The following is a 16974-nucleotide window of genomic DNA, read 5'->3' as shown; positions in this document are numbered from 1 at the left end:
CGTTACTGCCCTCTCATCAATTGTGCGGCACGTACGGCGAAGTACGTGAGAATGCCGTCGGCGCCCGCGCGCTTGAACGCCGTGAGCGATTCGAGAATGACGCCCTCGGAAAGCCAGCCGTTCTGGATCGCCGCCATGTGCATCGCGTATTCGCCGCTGACCTGGTAAACGAAGGTCGGTACCTTGAACTCGTCCTTGACCCGCTGAAGGATATCCAGATACGGCATGCCTGGTTTGACCATGACCATATCGGCGCCTTCGGAGAGGTCGGCCGCCACTTCGTGCAGCGCCTCGTTGGTATTGGCCGGATCCATCTGGTACGAAGCCTTGTTGGCCTTGCCCAGATTGAGTGCCGAACCGACCGCATCGCGGAACGGACCATAATAGGCGCTGGCGTACTTGGCCGAGTAGGCCATGATGCGGACATTCACATGGCCGGCCAGTTCCAGGGCCTCGCGAATCGCCTGGATGCGACCGTCCATCATGTCCGATGGCGCAACCACCTGGGCGCCGGCGTCGGCATGGGACAGCGCCTGGCGGACCAGCGCATCGACGGTGATGTCGTTCTGGACGTAGCCCTCTTCATCGAGGATGCCGTCCTGGCCATGGGTGGTGAACGGGTCGAGGGCGACGTCGGTGATCACTCCCAGTTCCGGGAAGCGGGCACGCAGGGCGCGGGTGGCGCGCTGGGCGATGCCCTCGGGGTTCCAGGCTTCGGCACCGTCGAGGGACTTCTTCTCGGCCGGGGTCACCGGGAACAGGGCCAGGGCCGGAATGCCCAGTTCGACCCACTGCGCTGCCGCTTCCAGCAGCAGATCGATGCTCAGGCGCTCGACGCCCGGCATGGACGCGACTTCCTCGCGACGGTTTTCACCATCGAGGACAAAGACCGGCAGGATCAGGTCGTCGACCGTCAGAACATTCTCACGAACCAGGCGACGGGAAAAATCGTCGCGACGGTTGCGACGCAGGCGGGTAGCGGGGAACAGGCGATTGGCAGGGGTAAAGCTCACGGCAGACTCCTGAGCCCGCGCGGACAGGCGGGCGCGACAGTTATAAGCGGCCATTATGACGCTTGTGTGACAGGCGGGGATAACCCTGCGACCTACAGACGCAGGCATTGTCCCCTGTAGGAATTGTTCACGTCGAGACACATTTGGACACTTTCCCCGAAGCCCCTGACGGAGTAGGCTGCGCGTTCATTTCGCCAGCATCCAGAAAATGCTCCAACAATTCCTGCAAGATTTTGGCTACTTTGCCCTTTTTCTAGGTACGTTCTTTGAAGGCGAGACCATCCTGGTGCTTGCCGGATTCCTGGCGTTCCGCGGCTACATGGATATCAACCTGGTGGTGCTGGTGGCCTTCTTCGGCAGCTACGCCGGCGACCAGCTCTGGTACTTCATGGGGCGGCGCCATGGGCGCAAGCTGCTGGCGCGCAAACCGCGCTGGCAGATGATGGGCGACCGCGCGCTGGAGCATATTCGCCGCCATCCGGACATCTGGGTCCTGAGCTTCCGCTTCGTCTACGGCCTGCGCACGGTGATGCCGGTGGCCATCGGCCTGTCCGGCTATCCACCGCGCCGCTACCTGCTGCTCAACGGCATCGGCGCGGCGATCTGGGCCCTGGCCCTCGGCGCTGCCGCCTATCACTTCGGCGCCATTCTCGAAGGCCTGCTGGGCAACGTGAAAAAGTACGAGCTATGGGTGCTCGGCGGTCTGCTGGTGCTCGGTGGCTGCCTGTGGCTGCGCCGACGCTTCAAGGCCGCGCGCATCGCCAGGCAGGAAGCGGCTCACGGCCAGGCCGACCAGGCTGAGCAGGCTGTAGGCGAGCAACAGGACCCACCCCAAGGTGGTGACCGGCGCTAACCCGGCCCACCCGGCCAGGGCAAACGCGGGAAGGTTCAGCGCCAGCCGCAGCAACTCCAGCTTCAGCGCCCAGGGGCGGTTCTCCAGCGCCGCCCCCAGCACGAACAGACCAAAGCCCATCACCAGCGCCCCCAGCAGCAACGCCGACATCGGCAATTGCGGCCCCGCCTCCATCAAGCGACTGCCCAGCGCCACGTACACGGCGAACTGCAACAGCACGTAAAGCTGCTGCGGCCAGGCCAGGGGCACCTCGAACTTGCGGAAATTCGCCAGATCCTGCCCGGCCTGTGGATAACGTCGCGCTACGTCCTCGGGGCGCCAGCCGGTGGGCATGAACCAGATCCGCAACTTGTCCTGCCAGCGCTGCGCACGGCAGGCGTCCTGCCATAGATGGGCATAGAACTGCAGGTTGGCCCACAGCGGGTTCCAGCTCGCCAGCGGCGTGGTCACGCCGAAGATCACCGGCTCCGCGTCGTCTTCCGGCTGGAAGGTACCGAACAGGCGGTCCCAGAGAATGAACACGCCACCGTAGTTGCGATCCAAGTACAAAGGATTCTGTGCATGGTGGACGCGATGATTGGACGGCGTGACGAAGATCCATTCGTACCAGCCAAGCTTAGGGATATGCCGGGTATGCACCCAGAACTGGTACAGCAGGTTCAGGGCACCGACGCTGACGAACACCAGCAGCGGCACGCCCAGCACCGCCAGCGGCAGGTAGAAGATCCACGACAGGAGGAAGCCGGTGCTGGTCTGGCGCAAGGCCGTGGAGAGGTTGTAGTCCTCGCTCTGGTGATGCACCGAGTGCGCTGCCCAGAGGATGTTGCGCTCATGGCCAAAGCGGTGCAGCCAGTAGTAGCAGAAGTCGTAGGCGATGAACGCCAGCACCCAGACCCACCAGGCCTGAGCCGGCAATTGAAAAAGTGCCAGGTGCTCCACGGCAATGGCGTAGGTCACCAACCCCACGCCCTTGGTCAACAGGCCAAAGGTGGTGGACAGCACTCCGGTGCTCAGGCTGTTGATCGCATCGGCCAGACGGTAATTGCGCTGGCCCCGCCAGCGATCGGCCAGCAGCTCCACCGCGATCAATACGAAGAAGAACGGCACGGCAAGCAGGATGAAATCCATGGCAGGTCCATTTTCAGGCGATGGATCAAGATTAGGCCTACGATCCAGTAATCCCTATGGCGACAACTGCCAAATTAGACGACATTTAGCGCCTTGAATCGGGAGTAGGAAGCATGACCAAAAAAGTTGCTGTGATTCTGTCCGGCTGCGGCGTCTACGACGGCGCGGAAATCCACGAAAGCGTGATCACCCTGCTGCGCCTCGATCAGCGCGGCGCCCAGGTGCAATGCTTCGCGCCGAACATCGCGCAGATGCACGTGATCAACCACATCACCGGCGAGGAAATGCCCGAAACGCGCAACGTGCTGGTCGAGTCGGCGCGGATTGCCCGCGGCAACATCAAGGACCTGCGCGAAGCCGACGTCGACGACTTCGACGCCCTGATCGTCCCCGGCGGTTTCGGTGCGGCGAAAAACCTCTCCAGCTTCGCCGTCGACGGCCCGGGCTGCAGCGTGCATCCGGACGTCCTGGCCCTGGCCGAAGCCTTTGCCGAAGCGGGCAAGCCGGTAGGCCTGATCTGCATCTCGCCGGCCCTGGCGGCGAAAATCTATGGCCCGGGTGTGGTCTGCACCATCGGCAACGATGCCGGTACCAGCGCGGCCATCGTCAAGATGGGCGGCACCCATGAAGAATGCGATGTCCACGACATCGTCGAAGATACCCAGCGCAAGCTGGTCAGCACCCCCGCCTACATGCTCGCGCAGTCCATCAGCGAAGCGGCTGGCGGGATCTACAAGCTGGTTGACCGGGTTCTGGAACTGACTCACGAAGGTGAGTGAACCTGAGGGCCTCATCGCCGGCAACGCCGGCTCCCACAGGTACCGCGAACACCGCCGGACCCTGTGGGAGCCGGCGTTGCCGGCGATGAGGCCGGAACAGACTCCGCGTCAGCCTGAAAACTGCCTGGCCAGCCGGGTCAGAATCCGGTCCAGCGAATTGGCGAACGCCTGCTTTTCCTTGTCGCCATAGGGCGCCTGCCCTCCTCCAACCTGCCCTTGCTCGCGCAGATCGGTGAACAGATTGCGCACCGCCAGCCGCTCGCCCATGTTCTTCTCATCGAACTCGCGCCCGCGAGGATCCAGCGCCGCCACGCCTTTCTTCACCAGCCGGTCAGCCAGCGGCACATCACTGCAGATCACCAGTTCGCCCGGCACGGCGTACTCCACCAGATAGTCATCGGCAGCATCCGGCCCGCTGGGCACCACGATCAGCTTCACACAGGCGAACGGCGGCTTGGCCTGCGGCCCACCGGCCACCATCACTACCTCGAACTGACGCTTGAGAGCGAATTTGACCACCTGGTCCCTGGCCAGCTTCGGACAGGCATCGGCATCGATCCAGACACGCATGACAGAGTTATCCACAACTTGAAACGGGCGGGCAGTATCGCCGCTCGCCCGCCCCGCTTCAAATCAGGACGCGGTCACTCGCCGCGAGGCCAGCCAGCTACGGCCGTAGAGGAACAGGATCGCCAGCAACGCGACGGCCTGGGCAGACAGGGAATAGAGGTCGGCGTGGATGCCCAGCCATTCGAATTCGAAGAACGGGACCGGATGGGTGCCGAAGATCCCGGCTTCCTGCAACGCCTTGACCCCGTGCCCCGCGAACACCACCGACAGGGCACAGAGCAGCGCCGCGTTGATGCTGAAGAACAGCGAGAGCGGCAGCTTGGCCGAGCCGCGCAGGATCACCCAGGCCAGGCCCACCAGCAGCACCAGCGCCGTGGCGCCACCGGCGAGCACCGCCTGATGGCCTGCCGGACCGGCCTGCAACCACAGGGTTTCGTAGAACAGGATCACCTCGAACAGCTCGCGATAGACCGAGAAGAACGCCAGCACGGCGAAGCCGAAGCGACCACCGCCACCGACCAGGCTGCTCTTGATGTAGTCCTGCCAGGCTGCGGCATGGCGCCGGTCATGCATCCACACGCCAAGCCAGAGCACCATGACACTGGCGAACAAGGCCGTGCAGCCTTCCAGCAGCTCTCGCTGGGCGCCGCCGACATCGATCACGTAGGCGGCGATCGCCCAGGTGGCGAAGCCTGCCACCAGTGCCAGGGCCCAGCCGACGTTGACACTGCGCACCGCCGCCTGCTGGCCGGTGTTGCGCAGGAAGGCGAGGATCGCCGCCAGCACCAGGATTGCCTCAAGGCCTTCACGCAGCAGGATCAACAGGCCGGAGATGTAGCTCAGCGACCAGCTCAGGCCGTCGCCACCCAGCAGTCCGGCGCAGTCCTTGAGCATGGTCTTGGCAATCGCCAGCTTCGCCTCGACCTGCTCGAGCGGCAGCCCATCCTGCAGTGACTGGCGGTAAGCCATCAGCGCCTTCTCGGTGTCCTTGCGCAGGTTGCTGTCGACGTTGTCGAGGGAGCTTTCCACCAGCTCGAAACCTTCCAGGTAAGCGGCTACCGAGAGGTCATAGGCCTGTTCGTGGTCGCCGTTGCGGTAGGCCGCAAGGCTCTGGTCGAGGGTATTGGCGGTGTAGTCGAGCAGTTGTCCCGGACCACGCTTGACCTGTGGCGGCTGGGCACGCTGGGCGCGGAAGGTCTGCACGGCATCCGCGCCTTGGGCGGCTTCCACCTCGGCCGGGGTCTGCCGGGCCAGGTCGCCAAGGCTGAACGGTTTTTCGCTGGCCGCTTTCGACGGATCGGCGGTGAAACTGGCGATGTAGGTCGCCAGGTCCCAACGCTGGCGTTCATCGAGCTGGTCGGCGAACGACGGCATGTCGGTGCCTTCGATACCCAGGCCGAGGGTGTTGTACAGGTCGTAGAGGCTCAGGCGGTCGAGGCGTGAAGTGTCGCGCAGGTTCGCCGGCGCCGGCTCCAGGCCAACGCCCGCAGGACCGTCGCCCGCCCCGGTATCGCCATGGCAAACCGAACAATGCTGGGCATACAGCGGCGCACCACGGCTCGGGTCGGGGGTGATCAGCGGCGCCAGGGCGACCTCGTAGGCCAGCGCCAGTTCGGCTCCAAGCTGCCGTGCCTGGCGGGCCACACCCGGGCCATCCTGGCGCTCGCCGATGGCCTGGCGCAAAGCCACAACCCCATCTTGCAGGGCCTTGCGCTGCGGGCGCGCAGGCAGGTCGGCGAGCAACCCTTGCAGGGTGCCGACGAACTCCAGTTGCTCACGGTATTCGGACTCGTCCACGACCTTGCCGGCATCGACCGTCTGCGGGTAGTCGGCACCGATGTAGTCCAGCAGATGCAGGGCTTTCGCCGCCCCCTCGACAGGTTCGGCGAGTGCCATGGCACTGCCAAGGGCCAGCACCGGCCATAGCAGCCAGGCGATCAAGCGGGAACGGGAAATCATGGGGCCAGTCTCGGAGGTCAGCGATGAAGCGATATTGTTCACCGCCCTCCGGAGCGGCTCAAGGCGAATCGTAAAAATTAGCAACAATTTCATTAATTGCCATCTTCATCACGGTGAAAGTTACCGTTCATCCGGTGCTTCGGGGATAATGGCACCCGTAATGGCACTTACCGGCTGTAACAAACGGCACCTCCCCCACCCAGAGGGAAATGGCGCCTAATACGTTGCGCTTTTCTATATAGCCATTCGGAATCTATACCTGACTCATAAGAACAATCCGGACTCAAAGATCCGGAAAACATTCGCCAACACTCAGGGAAGAAGTAATGAAACCCCGCGTACTTACGCTGGCCACGCTGTTCGTGGCGACTCAATTGACGGGTTGCGCCGTATTCCGCAGTTATGACAACGAGCTCAAGGAAACCAACCAGCACCTGACTACCGGTAACGTCGACGCCGCGCTCGCCGTGCTGGAAAAGAACAACAAGGGCGAGGACAAGGACCTCCTCTACTGGTTCGAAAAGGGCGAGCTGCTGCGCTCCAAGGGCGACCTGAGCGGTAGCCAGACCGCCTGGCGCGAAGCCGACGGCATGGTTTTCAAGTGGGAAGAGTCGGTCAAGCTCGACACCGAGAAGTACCTCAGCCAGTTCGGCAGCTACCTGGTCAACGACAAGGTGCGCCGCTACGAAGGTTATGACTACGAGAAAGTCATGCTGACCACGCAGATGGCCCTCAACCTGCTGGCCCAGAACGACTTCGACGGCGCCCGTACCGAGATCAAGAAGACCCACGAACGCGAGGCAGTGATCGCCGAGCTGCGCGACAAGGAATACCTCAAGCGCGAAGAAGAAGCCGGGAAGGAAGGGGTCAAGACCGAGTACAAGGACCTCCAGGGCTACCCGGTGGCCGCCCTCGACGCGCCCGAGGTCATCAACCTCAAGAACAGCTACCAGAGCGCCTTCAGCCACTACCTGTCCGGCTACGTCTACGAGGCCCTCGGCGAACAGGGCCTGGCCGCACCGGGCTACCGCAAGGCCGCCGAGCTGCTGCCCAATACCCCGCTGCTGGAACAGGCACTGCTCGACCTCGACAAGAGCGCCGGCAAGGACAAGAGCAAGGACAGCGACGTGCTGATCGTGGTGCAGAGCGGCCTGGCCCCGGCCCGTGACTCGATCCGCATTCCCCTGCCGCTGGTGATCAGCGGCAACCTGGTGATCACCCCGCTGTCGTTCCCGATCATCCGTGAGGACACCTCCACCGCGCACATCGGCCAGATCAACCTGGACGACAAGGCGCTGAACCTCACCGCCCTCAACAGCACCTCGGCCATGTCCCGCCGCGCCCTGCGCGACGACATGCCCGGCATCATCCTGCGCACGACGGTACGGGCCGTCACCCGCGGCGTGGCGCAAAAGCAGATCAACGACGTCAACCCGATGGCCGGCCTGGTCATGGGCATCGCCTCGGCAGTCACCGAGGGTGCCGATACCCGTACCTGGCGCACCCTGCCCAACGAAACCCTGGTCACCCGCCTGCGCCTGAGCCAGGGCGAGCACCAGCTGAGCCTGCCCTCGGGCCTGGGCGGCAGCAAGATCTCCGTGAAGGTCGACCGCCCGTACCAGGTCGTTGCCCTGCGCGTGGTCGGCAACCAGGTCTACACCGCCGGCCAGGCCGCCCACCTCGTGAATCCTCCCGCGCCGGCAGCCGCCGTCGCCAGCCTCAAGTAAACGAAGGACTCGTCATGCGTTTCAAACTGACCCTCGCCCTCGCCGCCGCGCTCCTCGCCGGCTGCGCCACGCCACCACCACCCGCGCCGGGCAGCGCCGCCAGCAAGGTAGTGGTCATGGGCAAGCTGAAGAACATCGAGACCGGACCGATGCGGGTCGCCCGCGAGAACGGCTTCCTCACCGTCAAGGTGGCCCTGAACAACACCAGCAGCAGCAACAAGACCCTGTTCTATCGCTTTGCCTGGCTGGGCAACGACGGTTTCCCGGTAGCCGACGAGGAGAGCTGGAAGACCCTGAGCCTGTATGGCTCGCAGTCCACCGTGCTGCCAGCTATCGCACCGGTGCCGCAGGCCACCGATTTCCGTCTCGAAGTCCAGTCCCAGTAATTCTTTCCAGGAGTTTTCCATGAAGTTCGTCCAACTCTCCCTGCTCGCCGCCGTCGTTGCCCTGGCCGGCTGCTCCTCGCCATCCCCGGTACTGGGCGGCAAGAACATCAGCTACGGCGACAGCAAGGCCGTCGAACTGGTGACCAACGAGTTCGGTTCCACCGACCTGCAGATGATCGCCGAGAGCATGACCCGCTCCCTGGCCCAGTCCGGCGTGCTGCAAGGCCGTCCGGTGGTGCAGGTCTACGACGTGAAGAACAAGACCAGCGAGTACATCGATACCCGCGAGATCACCACCTCGATCAAGACCCAGCTGATGAAGTCCGGCACCGCCCGCTTCGCCAGCGACAACAACCAGATGGACAGCCAGGTCGACCAGCTCAAGCTGCAGAACCAGAGCGGCCTGTACAAGAAGAGCACCGTCGCCAAGACCGGCAACATGATCGCTGCCAAGTACCGCCTGGAAGGCTCGATCAGCTCCATCGTCAAGCGCAGCAGCGACTACAAGGACGTGTTCTACAAGTTCAGCCTGCAGTTGATCGACGTCGAAAGCGGCCTGGCCGAATGGATGGACGAAAAAGAAATCCGCAAGACTACGGAGCGTTAAGCGATGCGCGCATGGATGGGCATTCTCGGTCTCGCCTGCGCCTTCGGCGCGCAGGCAGCCCCAAAAGTGGCGGTCACCGACCTGGCTTACCAGGAGCGTGTGGAGCAGTACATTCACATCGTCTCGGCGCAGAACAACGCGTCGGCGAGCCTGTACCACGCCAACAGTTCGTCGAGCTACAACGAGTTCGAGAGCAGCGAGAGCTACATCGAGCAGACTGAACTGCGCAAGTTCAGCGGTGACATCAAGGGCGAGATCCTCAAGTCCGGGATGTTCCAGCTGGTCCAGGGCACGCCCTACATCACCGGTGCCAAGACCGATGTCTACGACATCATCAAGCGCATCAAGGCCGGCGACTTCAAGGGCGCCGACTACGTGCTGTTCGGCACCCTCTCGGACATCGACTTCCAACGCGACATCAACGCCCTGGACCACACCAGCAGCTACTCGGCGGTGCTGGGCCTGACCCTGGTGGCGGACTTCAGCCTGATCAACACCCGCACCTATGAAATCACCTCGGCGTTCACCGCCATGGGTGAAGGGCAGGACACCAAGCTGGTGGGCTCGCGGGACATCAAGGTCAGCCTGAACCGGCCGCGGGTGGTGAGGGAAGTGTCGAAGGAACTGGGCATCGATGTCGCCCGGCAGATGGCCGAGCAACTGGGTGGCGGGGTTCCGGGGCATGGGGGTCATGCCCCGCGCAATAACCTGCCGCCGGATGAGCCGGCGCAGATCCTGCGCTGAGTCCATCGCCTGGCTCCCACAGGTTCAGCACCACCTTGAGGCTGGTGGTGAACCTGTGGGAGCCGGCTTGCCGGCGATAGGGCCGGTACTATCTCAGACCGGCGCCCGCCGAATGGTGGCCAACAAGGTCGCCGCACCGAGGAACAGTCCAGCGAAAGTACGGTTCATGCGCCGCTGCTGCTTCGGCGTACGCAGCAGACGCAGCACCTTGGCCGCCAGGCCGGTATAGCCCGCCATCACCAGCAGGTCGACGCTGATCATGGTCACGGTGATCGCCACGTACTGTGGCAGCAGCGCTTCATGTGGATTGATGAACTGCGGCAGCACCGCCAGCATGAACACCAGTGCCTTGGGGTTGCTGACATTGACCAGGAATCCGCGGAACACCAGGCTCAACGGCTTGCCGATCGGGCGCACGGCGGATTCGTCGGAAAGGTCCGAAGGCAAGGCTCGCCATTGCTTCACCGCCAGGTAGACCAGGTAGGCGACACCGAACCATTTGATGATCTGGAACGCCGTGGCGGAGGCAGCGAGGATTGCACCGACACCTGCGGCAATGATCGCGATCTGCAGGATCAGGCCCAGTTGCAGGCCCAGGGCATTCCAGTAGCCGCGCCAGAAGCCATATTGCAAACCACAGGACATCGAGGCGATGGCCCCGGCGCCCGGCGACAGACTGATTACCCAACAGGCGGCGAAAAAGGCCAACCACGTTTCCAGCGACATCTCACACCTCGGCCAAAAAATCGGTTCAAGGGCTCAACGCTAATCCGCCTGAGAGAAAATCACCACAAAAGTTTTCGGCCGCCGGGCTACTTGCCGATGGACCTGTCCTCACCCACCAGCGGCAGCCCATCGTTGCCCCGCCAGCGGCGCACGGATTTCTGGAAGAACTGGCTGTTCGGCACCTGCACCAATGCACCACCGGTTTCAGGCATCTCCACCAGGGTGGTGAACAGCAGGTTGATCGCCGTGACCCGCCCCTTGATGCCAGGCTTGTCGGTGGTGTCGACCAGTTCCACCACATCACCGATGCGGAACGGTCCAACAGTAAAGATCAGCACCGCGCAGAGCAGGTTGGAGAGCACGCTCCAGATGGCGAAGAAGGCCACGGCAGCGACCGCGACGAAGCCCGACAAGGCGGTCCACAGCACAGTGGCGGAAACCCCCAGGCGCTCCAGCACGAACAGCAGCGCGCTGCCCATGATCAGCCAGCGCAGGCCACCGCGCAGCGGCATCATCAGTTGCGGCGGCAGCGGGTAGCGCTCACCGAGCGACTTCAGGCTGCGCGCCACCACGCGTTGCAAGACGAAGGCCACCACCAGGATCAGCAGTATCTGCAACCCCATCCAGAAGGGCCCGATCAACTCCACCGGCACCATCTGCCGCAACGACTCCATCAGGACAACGCCTCCAGCTCCGCCTGCATGGTCTCCAGCACTTCCAGCGCTTCCATCCAGGCTTCTTCCAGTTCTGCTTCACGACCTTTCAACTGGGCCTGACGGGCTAGCAGGTCGCGCAGTTCATCCTTGCGCGCGGCTTCGTAGACGCCGCTGTCGCCGAGGCTGGCCTCGACCTTGGCGAGGTCCCCATGCAGCTTGCCCAACTCGGCCTCGAGCTTTTCGGCCTGGCGCTTGTGCGGTGCCAGCTGCTGGCGCAGGGCCGCGGCAGCCTGTCGCTGGGCCTTCTTGTCGGTCTTGTCCGGATTGACCGGGCTGTTGCTCACCGGCGCGTTGCGCTGGCGATAGTCGACCAGCCAGCGGGCGTAGTCATCCAGGTCGCCGTCGAAGGCTTCGACCTTGCCGTCGGCAACCAGCAGGAACTCGTCAGTGGTGCTCTTGAGCAGGTGACGATCGTGGGACACCACTACCACGGCGCCGCTGAATTCCTGCAGGGCCATGGTCAGCGCCAGGCGCATTTCCAGGTCGAGGTGGTTGGTCGGTTCGTCGAGCAGCAGCAGGTTCGGCCGTTCCCAGGCGATCAGCGCCAGGGCCAGGCGAGCCTTTTCGCCACCGGAGAAATTCACCACCGGCTCGTCGCAGCGATCGCCACGGAAGTCGAAACCGCCGAGGAAATCGCGCAGGGTCTGCTCGCGCTCGGTGGGCGCCAGGCGCTGCAGGTGCAGCAACGGGCTGGCCTTGCTGTCCAGCGAGTCGAGCTGGTGCTGGGCGAAGTAGCCAACGGCGGTGTTCTCGCCACGAACCAGGCGGCCCGCCAGCGGCTGCAGCTCACCGGAGAGGTTTTTGATCAGGGTCGATTTACCCGCGCCGTTGGGGCCGAGCAGGCCGATACGGGCACCGGGTACCAGTTGCAGCTTGACTTTTTCCAGCACGGTTTTCTCGCCGTAGCCCAAGCGGGCTTCGGACAGATCGAGCAACGGGCTGGAGATCTTTTGCGACTCACGGAAGACGAAGTCGAACGGCGAATCGACATGGGCAGCAGTCAGCTCCTCCATGCGCTCCAGGGCCTTGATCCGGCTCTGCGCCTGACGGGCCTTGGTCGCCTGGGCCTTGAACCGGGCGATGTACTTTTCCATGTGCGCGCGCTGGGCCTGCTGCTTCTCGTAGGCCTGTTGCTGCTGCGCGAGGCGCTCGGCCCGGGCCCGCTCGAAGGCGGTGTAGCCACCGCGGTAAAGGGTCAGCTTGCACTGTTCGACATGGGCCACGTGATCGACCACCGCATCGAGGAAATCGCGGTCGTGGGAAATCAGCAGCAGCGTGCCGGGATAGCCCTTGAGCCAGTCCTCGAGCCAGAGGATCGCATCGAGGTCGAGGTGGTTGGTCGGTTCGTCGAGCAGCAGCAGGTCGGACGGGCACATCAGCGCCTGCGCCAGGTTCAGACGCATCCGCCAGCCACCGGAGAAGTCACCGACGCGGCGGTCCATCTGCTCGTTGCTGAAGCCCAGGCCGGCCAGCAGCTTGCGCGCGCGGGCGTCGGCGGTGTAGCCGTCGGCACTGTCGAGTTCGACATGCAGGCGCGCCAGGGCGGCGTTGTCATGGGCGGCTTCGGCGGCGGCCAGCTCGTCCTGGACCTTGCGCAGGCGGACATCGCCATCGAGCACGTAGTCCACAGCCAGGCGATCGAGGGTATCGACCTCCTGGCGCATATGGGCGATGCGCCAGTCACCGGGCAACTGGCAGTTGCCCGAGTCCGGAGTAAGTTCGCCGCGCAGCAGGGCGAAAAGGCTGGATTTACCGGCACCGTTGGCACCGATCAAGCCGGCTTTCTGGCCGGCGTGCAGGGTCAGCTCGGCGCCTTCTAGCAGGCGTTGCGGACCACGCTGTAAAGTGAGGTTCGAAAGTCTGATCATAATGGCGGCGGAGTCTACCAGCTTCGTCGGCAACTGGCGCGAGCAGGAATATGCCTACCGACCTGTGGGATTTCGCCATCGGGCTCTATGCCCGTCCCGACGTGGAAACAGCTTGCCTGGAATTGCAGGCACTGGGCGCGGATGTCTGCCTGATGCTATGCGCGGCCTGGCTCGAACAGCGGCGCGTGGAAGTCGACGACACCCATATCGAACGCCTGCGACAGTTGGCGGCCCCTTGGCAAACCCAAGTGGTGCAACCCTTGCGGGCACTGCGCCAGCAATGGCGTGGGGAGGCGACCAAGGATCCGCAATTGGCGGCCCTGCGCGAACGGGTCAAGGCACTGGAGCTGGATGCCGAGCGTGTGCAATTGCAACGCTTGCAGGAGGTCTGCCTGGGCTGGCAGGACGGCAGTGAAGTTGCGCCGGAAAGCTGGCTGACACGACTTGCGCCAGCCGCTTCCCGCAATCACGACGCGCTGGAAGTGCTGCGCGTCGCGGCGGGAGCGACTCAGGATGCCGAAGACGGCGACTGAGTGCTTGGGGTGGCTGCAGCAGGTGCTGCGGGTGCGGATGCTGCTGGCGACGCTGCCGGTGCTGGTGCCGGGGTAGCCGTGGCCGCTGGAGCAGCAGGCTTGGCTGGGGCAGGTTTGGCGGCGGGCTTGGCAGCGGCAGGTTTTGCCGGGGCCTTCGCAGCAGCAGGCTTGGCTGGGGCCTTGGCTACGGCAGGTTTGGCTGCCGGTTTGGCTGCGGCGGGTTTGGCGGCAACCGGCTTGGCAGCTGCGGGTTTAGCGGCTGACTTGGCGGCGGCTGGCTTGGCGGCCGGTTTGGCCGGGGTCTTGGCCGCAACTGGCTTGGCCGGTGCTTTCGCAGCAGCAGCAGGCTTGGCAGCGGCAGTTTTAGCAGCAGGCTTGGCGGCTGGTTTGGCAGCTACCGGCTTGGCGGCTGGCTTGGCTGGGGCCTTGGCAGCAGCAGGTTTGGCGGCGGGCTTGGCAGCAGTCTTGGCAGGTGCTTTAGCAGCAGCGACAGGTTTCGCGGCGGGCTTGGCTGGGGCTTTGGCAGCAGCAGCTTTTGCAGCAGGTTTGGCTGGAGCCTTGGCAGCGGTGGCTTTCGCAGCAGGCTTGGCCGGGGCCTTGGCAGCAGCGACTTTCGCAGCAGGTTTGGCCGGAGCCTTGGCAGCAGCGGCTTTCGCAGCTGGTTTGGCTGGGGCCTTGGCAGCAGGGGCTTTCGCGGCAGGTTTGGCAGCAGCTTTCGCCGGGGCCTTGGCAGCAGCAGCCGGTTTGGCAGCCGCAGGTTTTGCCGGAGTGCGGGTGGACAGGGCCTTGGCGGCAGCCTCGCGAACTTTGCCAACACCCTGGGCAATCTTCAGACTTTCCTGGGCATCGCGTTTCAGTTGCGCGATATAAGTACGGGTCTGGGTCTGACGATCTTTCAACGAATCGAGCAAAGCCTCCAATTCGCCAACTGCACTTTTGGCCTTGTCCTGTGCCTTGGCTTTACCAGTGGCCGCGACATCCTGAAGTTTCAGACGGGACTTGTGCAATTTCTCTTGAGCCTTGCCACGTTGTTTTTCCAACTTGGCGAGCAGTTTTTCCGCATCGGCCAGCGCTTGCGAGCAGGCATTTTCCAAATGCTCGAGCAAGCTGCCCGAGAGTTGTTGCAGCAGGTGCAACGGCGTGTTGACTGGCTTCTTATTGGCCGACATGGCTTTCCTCCTGGCTGACGAAATTGCGGCTCATACTAGACCTGTGCTGCTATCGCCGCTAGGGCATGTTGACAGTAAAGAAGTCGCCGCGTTGCATGCCTGGGCAAAGTTGTTGAAGCTGCCGCTTCGGGCAAGTGTAGATGCTGTGTTACAGATTGCAGACAATTAACTAACTTGCCATCGGTGAACAGGCATAATCGATCCGCTGCAACTCTCCTCTTTCATCTTCGGAGCCAGCCCGTGCCGCGCTACTTGCTGCTGTCATTATTCTTCCTGCTGCCCCCGGTTCATGCGGAGCAAACTGCCGCGCCCTCGGATCACGACCTTGCCTACAGCCTCGGCGCCAGCCTTGGCGAACGCCTGCGTGCAGAGGTCCCCGGCCTGCAACTCCAGGCACTGATCGAAGGACTGCAGCAGGCCTATCAGAACAAACCGCTCGCCCTGTCCCAGGAGCGCATCGATGCGGTGCTCGCCCAGCATGACCAGCAAGCCAATGACGCCGCCGCGCAGTCCCATGTCGAACAGGCTCTGGCCGCCGAGCGACGCTTCATTGCCAACGAGCGCGGCCGCGCCGGCGTGCGTGAACTGAGCGATGGCGTGCTGATGAGCGTACTGCAACAGGGCTCGGGTGCCAGGCCCAAGGCAGGCGGCAAGGTGAAGGTTCGTTATGTGGGGAAATTGCCGGATGGCACGGTGTTCGACCAGAACGATCAACCCCAGTGGTTCAACCTGGATAGCGTGATCGCGGGTTGGCAGGCAGCACTGCCGGAGATGGCGACGGGCTCGAAGTACCGCCTGGTGATTCCGTCGGAGCAGGCCTATGGCGCCGATGGTGCAGGTGACCTGATCGCCCCTTACACACCTTTGGTGTTCGAGATCGAATTGCTCGACGTTGCCGACTGAACAGCCGGCAACCTTTCAAGCGTGGCCTCAGACAACAGCCGCAGCGTTTTCCTTGTGCGCCGTATGCAGCGCTTCGACCAGGCCGTCTTCAAGTTCGAAGCGCTCGCGCAACTTGCTGCCGAGCTTCTTCAACTCTTCGGAGAAATGCTCGGGGTCCGTGCATTCGCCCTTGGTGCAGTGATCATTGAACTGCAACACCTGCTCGGTGCTGAGCCGGATGAACTCATCGATCCCCTGCGCCTTGAGCACGCCGCTATCGTCACCGAACGCCTTGGCTTCGCTGATCAGTTGCTCCCAGATCTCGAAATGCCAGGTCGAAACATAATCCACGAGGATTTCACAGAAGCGGCCGTGGAGTGATTTGTCGGCGAATGCCGGCTTGGCATCGCGCAATTCGCGGAACGCAGTGACCAGTTCCTGACGCTCTTGCAGCCAGCGGTCAATGAGCTTGTGAACCCCACCCCAGCGTTCCTCAGCATTCTGACAACTATCTAACATGGCGGTCTCATCCCTTAAGGGTCGTGCCCCCTGCGCCCCCCGATATCGCAAGTCGCGATGGAAAAGGAAACAACGGCAGAACGGCATTGAGCAGCAGTGTTTTCGGTATGCGTGCAGGGGAGATTATTCCCGCACGCCCTTGGCTTCAAGGTACGCAGGCGACTAGTTTCATACAAGTGTTTAATCCTGCGACCCAACGCCGCCGGTCGTTTGAAACGGCAACAAGCTCCTTTCAGGACCCCGGCGAATCAGCCAGGTTCAGCCGGCGTTTGGCAAGCAGGCGAAGCAGCACCATCAGCGCCAGCCCGACGAACGCCAGCAGACTCCACTCCGGCACGCTCAAGCTGAAGAAGCTCCAGTTGATCGGCACGCACTCAGCCGATCCCAGCAACAGGCCGTGCAGCCATTCGAGCAGCGTGCCCTGCTCGATGAGGTAGGCCAGGCTTTGCACGCAAGGTGTCTCGGGATCAGGAAACACCCCTTGCAGCCAGACCTGCCGTGCTGCCAGCGCACCACCGGCCAAGGCCAGGCCGAAACACAGCCACAGGTAGGTGCGCACAGCAGCCCGCCCGGGCATGTGCAGCATCGCCCCCAGGCAGGTCAGCGAGAAGGCGCCCAGCAGCAAGCGTTGGCCCAGGCACAACGGGCAGGCGACCAGCCCCAGGCCGAACTCGAGATAGAAAGCACCAGACAGAACCAGGAAGGACACCAGGAAAGCCGGGAAGAAAAAGGAGCGCAGACAGGCCAATGGCATGGCAGGACCAGGGCAGAAAAGACATTTGGCAACGTTAGAGG

17 protein-coding genes and 1 pseudogene are annotated in these 16974 nt (G+C 63.2%); 8 read left to right on the top strand and 10 right to left on the bottom strand.

What is annotated here, in order from left to right:
- Positions 1-2 precede the first annotated feature (2 nt).
- The gene (gene hemB / locus ACODSK_RS03260; RefSeq protein WP_489013853.1) at positions 3-1013 is read right to left on the bottom strand and encodes a porphobilinogen synthase; all 1011 of its coding nucleotides are present in this window, start codon (positions 1011-1013) and stop codon (positions 3-5) included.
- 208 nt (positions 1014-1221) lie between these two features.
- On the opposite strand from hemB, the gene ACODSK_RS03255 reads away from it, so the two are divergent.
- Entirely contained in the window at positions 1222-1866 is a 645-nt protein-coding gene (locus tag ACODSK_RS03255) for a DedA family protein (protein ID WP_489013852.1), read from the top strand.
- 501 nt (positions 1867-2367) lie between these two features.
- Here the strand turns inward: ACODSK_RS03255 and ACODSK_RS03250 are convergent.
- Positions 2368-2994 (bottom strand): annotated as a pseudogene (locus ACODSK_RS03250) (sterol desaturase family protein); the annotation flags it as partial.
- Between the two features lie 113 nt (positions 2995-3107).
- Between ACODSK_RS03250 and elbB the strand changes: the two are divergent.
- Positions 3108-3773: an isoprenoid biosynthesis glyoxalase ElbB gene (elbB, locus tag ACODSK_RS03245; protein ID WP_489013851.1), complete on the top strand. Its 666-nt coding sequence runs from the start codon at positions 3108-3110 to the stop codon at positions 3771-3773.
- Positions 3774-3881: 108 nt separating this feature from the next.
- Here the strand turns inward: elbB and ACODSK_RS03240 are convergent, their stop codons facing one another.
- The gene (locus ACODSK_RS03240) at positions 3882-4343 is read right to left on the bottom strand and encodes a YaiI/YqxD family protein (protein ID WP_489013850.1); all 462 of its coding nucleotides are present in this window, start codon (positions 4341-4343) and stop codon (positions 3882-3884) included.
- 63 nt (positions 4344-4406) lie between these two features.
- A complete protein-coding gene (locus ACODSK_RS03235) occupies positions 4407-6302 on the bottom strand; it encodes an FTR1 family protein (RefSeq protein WP_489013848.1) in 1896 nt (631 codons plus the stop codon).
- 326 nt (positions 6303-6628) lie between these two features.
- Between ACODSK_RS03235 and ACODSK_RS03230 the strand changes: the two genes are divergently transcribed.
- The 4 genes from ACODSK_RS03230 to ACODSK_RS03215 are packed head-to-tail and all read left to right on the top strand — an operon-like array spanning position 6629 to position 9766.
- On the top strand, positions 6629-8029 hold the full coding sequence (locus ACODSK_RS03230) for a COG3014 family protein (protein WP_489013846.1): 1401 nt from the start codon (positions 6629-6631) through the stop codon (positions 8027-8029).
- A 14-nt stretch (positions 8030-8043) separates the two neighbouring features.
- On the top strand, positions 8044-8415 hold the full coding sequence (locus ACODSK_RS03225) for a YcfL family putative periplasmic lipoprotein (RefSeq protein WP_489013844.1): 372 nt from the start codon (positions 8044-8046) through the stop codon (positions 8413-8415).
- Between the two features lie 19 nt (positions 8416-8434).
- Positions 8435-9022: a penicillin-binding protein activator LpoB gene (gene lpoB, locus ACODSK_RS03220; RefSeq protein WP_489013842.1), complete on the top strand. Its 588-nt coding sequence runs from the start codon at positions 8435-8437 to the stop codon at positions 9020-9022.
- A gap of 3 nt (positions 9023-9025) precedes the next feature.
- Positions 9026-9766 (top strand): penicillin-binding protein activator LpoB, encoded by a 741-nt coding sequence (locus ACODSK_RS03215; protein WP_489013840.1) that lies wholly within the window; start codon positions 9026-9028, stop codon positions 9764-9766.
- Positions 9767-9859: 93 nt separating this feature from the next.
- Here the strand turns inward: ACODSK_RS03215 and ACODSK_RS03210 are convergent, their stop codons facing one another.
- The 3 genes from ACODSK_RS03210 to ACODSK_RS03200 form a co-directional block, all read right to left on the bottom strand.
- Positions 9860-10492, bottom strand: a complete 633-nt coding sequence (locus ACODSK_RS03210; RefSeq protein WP_489013838.1) for a LysE family transporter — start codon at positions 10490-10492, stop codon at positions 9860-9862.
- 86 nt (positions 10493-10578) lie between these two features.
- Positions 10579-11166, bottom strand: a complete 588-nt coding sequence (locus tag ACODSK_RS03205; protein WP_489013836.1) for a mechanosensitive ion channel domain-containing protein — start codon at positions 11164-11166, stop codon at positions 10579-10581.
- Entirely contained in the window at positions 11166-13076 is a 1911-nt protein-coding gene (locus tag ACODSK_RS03200) for an ATP-binding cassette domain-containing protein (RefSeq protein ID WP_489013834.1), read from the bottom strand. Before ACODSK_RS03200 ends, ACODSK_RS03205 begins: the two co-directional genes overlap by 1 nt.
- Before the next feature lie 50 nt (positions 13077-13126).
- On the opposite strand from ACODSK_RS03200, the gene ACODSK_RS03195 reads away from it, so the two are divergent.
- Positions 13127-13609: a TIGR02444 family protein gene (locus ACODSK_RS03195; protein ID WP_489013832.1), complete on the top strand. Its 483-nt coding sequence runs from the start codon at positions 13127-13129 to the stop codon at positions 13607-13609.
- On the opposite strand, the gene ACODSK_RS03190 is transcribed toward ACODSK_RS03195, so the two are convergent.
- On the bottom strand, positions 13585-14778 hold the full coding sequence (locus ACODSK_RS03190; protein ID WP_489013830.1) for an AlgP family protein: 1194 nt from the start codon (positions 14776-14778) through the stop codon (positions 13585-13587). The genes ACODSK_RS03195 and ACODSK_RS03190 overlap by 25 nt on opposite strands.
- A 240-nt stretch (positions 14779-15018) precedes the next feature.
- Between ACODSK_RS03190 and ACODSK_RS03185 the strand changes: the two genes are divergently transcribed.
- A complete protein-coding gene (locus ACODSK_RS03185) occupies positions 15019-15681 on the top strand; it encodes an FKBP-type peptidyl-prolyl cis-trans isomerase (RefSeq protein ID WP_489013828.1) in 663 nt (220 codons plus the stop codon).
- A gap of 27 nt (positions 15682-15708) precedes the next feature.
- Here ACODSK_RS03185 and rsd read toward each other — a convergent pair whose 3' ends face one another.
- Together rsd and ACODSK_RS03175 are read right to left on the bottom strand one after the other, a co-directional pair.
- A complete protein-coding gene (gene rsd / locus ACODSK_RS03180; protein WP_489013826.1) occupies positions 15709-16179 on the bottom strand; it encodes a sigma D regulator in 471 nt (156 codons plus the stop codon).
- Positions 16180-16411: 232 nt separating this feature from the next.
- Entirely contained in the window at positions 16412-16933 is a 522-nt protein-coding gene (locus ACODSK_RS03175; protein ID WP_489013824.1) for a disulfide bond formation protein B, read from the bottom strand.
- Positions 16934-16974: the final 41 nt, after the last annotated feature.

It is taken from the genome of Pseudomonas sp. FG98 (genome assembly GCF_057808595.1).
Note: the sequence above shows the minus strand (reverse complement) of the source record. Positions and strands in the feature narration are given on the sequence as shown.

Excerpts from the sequence above, each read along its gene's own strand:
- ACODSK_RS03255 (WP_489013852.1), top strand. The coding sequence starts at position 1,222 with ATGCTCCAACAATTCCTGCAAGATTTTGGCTACTTTGCCCTTTTTCTA.
- elbB (WP_489013851.1), top strand. The coding sequence starts at position 3,108 with ATGACCAAAAAAGTTGCTGTGATTCTGTCCGGCTGCGGCGTCTACGAC.
- ACODSK_RS03240 (WP_489013850.1), bottom strand. The coding sequence starts at position 4,343 with ATGCGTGTCTGGATCGATGCCGATGCCTGTCCGAAGCTGGCCAGGGAC.
- ACODSK_RS03235 (WP_489013848.1), bottom strand. The coding sequence starts at position 6,302 with ATGATTTCCCGTTCCCGCTTGATCGCCTGGCTGCTATGGCCGGTGCTG.
- ACODSK_RS03230 (WP_489013846.1), top strand. The coding sequence starts at position 6,629 with ATGAAACCCCGCGTACTTACGCTGGCCACGCTGTTCGTGGCGACTCAA.
- ACODSK_RS03225 (WP_489013844.1), top strand. The coding sequence starts at position 8,044 with ATGCGTTTCAAACTGACCCTCGCCCTCGCCGCCGCGCTCCTCGCCGGC.
- lpoB (WP_489013842.1), top strand. The coding sequence starts at position 8,435 with ATGAAGTTCGTCCAACTCTCCCTGCTCGCCGCCGTCGTTGCCCTGGCC.
- ACODSK_RS03215 (WP_489013840.1), top strand. The coding sequence starts at position 9,026 with ATGCGCGCATGGATGGGCATTCTCGGTCTCGCCTGCGCCTTCGGCGCG.
- ACODSK_RS03210 (WP_489013838.1), bottom strand. The coding sequence starts at position 10,492 with ATGTCGCTGGAAACGTGGTTGGCCTTTTTCGCCGCCTGTTGGGTAATC.
- ACODSK_RS03205 (WP_489013836.1), bottom strand. The coding sequence starts at position 11,166 with ATGGAGTCGTTGCGGCAGATGGTGCCGGTGGAGTTGATCGGGCCCTTC.
- ACODSK_RS03200 (WP_489013834.1), bottom strand. The coding sequence starts at position 13,076 with ATGATCAGACTTTCGAACCTCACTTTACAGCGTGGTCCGCAACGCCTG.
- ACODSK_RS03195 (WP_489013832.1), top strand. The coding sequence starts at position 13,127 with ATGCCTACCGACCTGTGGGATTTCGCCATCGGGCTCTATGCCCGTCCC.
- ACODSK_RS03190 (WP_489013830.1), bottom strand. The coding sequence starts at position 14,778 with ATGTCGGCCAATAAGAAGCCAGTCAACACGCCGTTGCACCTGCTGCAA.
- rsd (WP_489013826.1), bottom strand. The coding sequence starts at position 16,179 with ATGTTAGATAGTTGTCAGAATGCTGAGGAACGCTGGGGTGGGGTTCAC.
- ACODSK_RS03175 (WP_489013824.1), bottom strand. The coding sequence starts at position 16,933 with ATGCCATTGGCCTGTCTGCGCTCCTTTTTCTTCCCGGCTTTCCTGGTG.